This is a genomic window from Massilia sp. AB1, from assembly GCF_018119385.1.
In the GTDB taxonomy this organism is placed as follows: domain Bacteria; phylum Pseudomonadota; class Gammaproteobacteria; order Burkholderiales; family Burkholderiaceae_D; genus Telluria.
The window spans coordinates 1-2,770 of sequence record NZ_JAGKSG010000097.1; the positions used below are offsets into that span (position 1 = coordinate 1).

The 2,770-nt window shown below is 51.5% G+C and carries 1 rRNA gene; it reads right to left on the reverse strand.

Annotation, left to right across the window (positions count from 1 at the left end):
* Nucleotides 1-60: 60 nt before the first annotated feature.
* Nucleotides 61-2,770 (reverse strand): 23S ribosomal RNA (locus J8847_RS23905); the annotation flags it as partial.

Sequence of the window (2,770 nt, forward strand, 5' to 3'; positions counted from 1 at the left end):
TTGGGTAGCTGCTGTATCACAGCGCTGTAGTCTTGATCCTTGGCTGACTGCCAAGGTTATAGGGACAAGCCGTACGGGCAATTAGTACTGGTTAGCTTAATGCATTACTGCACTTCCACACCCAGCCTATCAACGTCCTGGTCTCGAACGACCCTTCAAGGAGCTCAAGGCTCCGGGAAATCTCATCTCAAGGCAAGTTTCCCGCTTAGATGCTTTCAGCGGTTATCTCTTCCGAACTTAGCTACCCGGCAATGCCACTGGCGTGACAACCGGTACACCAGAGGTTCGTCCACTCCGGTCCTCTCGTACTAGGAGCAGCCCCCTTCAAATTTCCAACGCCCACGGCAGATAGGGACCAAACTGTCTCACGACGTTTTAAACCCAGCTCACGTACCACTTTAAATGGCGAACAGCCATACCCTTGGGACCGGCTACAGCCCCAGGATGTGATGAGCCGACATCGAGGTGCCAAACTCCCCCGTCGATATGAACTCTTGGGAGGAATCAGCCTGTTATCCCCAGAGTACCTTTTATCCGTTGAGCGATGGCCCTTCCATACAGAACCACCGGATCACTATGTCCTACTTTCGTACCTGCTCGACTTGTCGGTCTCGCAGTTAAGCACGCTTATGCCATTGCACTATTAGCACGATGTCCGACCGTACCTAGCGTACCTTCGAACTCCTCCGTTACACTTTAGGAGGAGACCGCCCCAGTCAAACTGCCTACCATGCACTGTCCCCGATCCGGATAACGGACCAAGGTTAGAACCTCAAATGAACCAGGGTGGTATTTCAAGGATGGCTCCACGAGAACTGGCGTCCCCGCTTCAAAGCCTCCCACCTATCCTACACAGATTGATTCAAAGTCCAATGCAAAGCTACAGTAAAGGTTCATGGGGTCTTTCCGTCTAGCCGCGGGTAGATTGCATCATCACAAACATTTCAACTTCGCTGAGTCTCGGGAGGAGACAGTGTGGCCATCGTTACGCCATTCGTGCAGGTCGGAACTTACCCGACAAGGAATTTCGCTACCTTAGGACCGTTATAGTTACGGCCGCCGTTTACTGGGACTTCAATCAAGAGCTTGCACCCCATCATTTAATCTTCCAGCACCGGGCAGGCGTCACACCCTATACGTCCACTTTCGTGTTTGCAGAGTGCTGTGTTTTTATTAAACAGTCGCAGCCACCATTTTATTGCAACCCGTTCATCCTTCCACAGTAAAGTGGTCAAACTACTAGGGCGTACCTTATCCCGAAGTTACGGTACCAATTTGCCGAGTTCCTTCTCCCGAGTTCTCTCAAGCGCCTTAGAATACTCATCTCGCCCACCTGTGTCGGTTTGCGGTACGGTCTCGTATGACTGAAGCTTAGAGGCTTTTCTTGGAACCACTTCCGATTGCTTCGCAGCATAAAGCCGCTCGTCTCAACCCCTTGGATTCTGTACCCGGATTTGCCTAAGTACCTCCTATGAGCCAAAAACCAACTATTCCAACAGTTGGACAACCTTCCGCGATCCGTCCCCCCATCGCATCATACGACGGTGCAGGAATATTAACCTGCTTCCCATCAGCTACGCATCTCTGCCTCGCCTTAGGGGCCGACTCACCCTGCTCCGATGAACGTTGAACAGGAAACCTTGGGCTTACGGCGTGCGGGCTTTTCACCCGCATTATCGCTACTCATGTCAGCATTCGCACTTCTGATACCTCCAGCATCCTTTACAAGACACCTTCGCAGGCTTACAGAACGCTCTCCTACCATATGTCAAAGACATATCCGCAGCTTCGGTGACTGGCTTAGCCCCGTTACATCTTCCGCGCAGGACGACTCGATCAGTGAGCTATTACGCTTTCTTTAAATGATGGCTGCTTCTAAGCCAACATCCTGACTGTTTTAGCCTTCCCACTTCGTTTTCCACTTAGCCAATCTTTGGGACCTTAGCTGGCGGTCTGGGTTGTTTCCCTCTTGACGCCGGACGTTAGCACCCGACGTCTGTCTCCCAAGCTCGCACTCATCGGTATTCGGAGTTTGCAATGGTTTGGTAAGTCGCAATGACCCCCTAGCCATAACAGTGCTCTACCCCCGATGGTGATACTTGAGGCACTACCTAAATAGTTTTCGGAGAGAACCAGCTATTTCCAAGTTTGTTTAGCCTTTCACCCCTACCCACAGCTCATCCCCTAATTTTTCAACATTAGTGGGTTCGGACCTCCAGGGCGTGTTACCGCACCTTCATCCTGGCCATGGGTAGATCACTTGGTTTCGGGTCTACACCCAGCGACTGTCGCCCTGTTCGGACTCGATTTCTCTACGGCTCCCCTATTCGGTTAACCTCGCCACTGAATGTAAGTCGCTGACCCATTATACAAAAGGTACGCCGTCACCCCACGAAGAGGCTCCGACTGTTTGTATGCACACGGTTTCAGGATCTATTTCACTCCCCTCCCGGGGTTCTTTTCGCCTTTCCCTCACGGTACTGGTTCACTATCGGTCGATTACGAGTATTTAGCCTTGGAGGATGGTCCCCCCATGTTCAGACAGGATTTCTCGTGTCCCGCCCTACTTGTCGTACGCTTAGTACCACCGTTTGAATTTCGTGTACGGGGCTATCACCCGCTATGGCGCTTATTTCCAGAAGCTTCCACTATTCAATCGACTATCACGTACAGGCTCATCCCATTTCGCTCGCCACTACTTTGGGAATCTCGGTTGATTTCTTTTCCTGCAGCTACTTAGATGTTTCAGTTCGCCGCGTTCGCTTTGCAT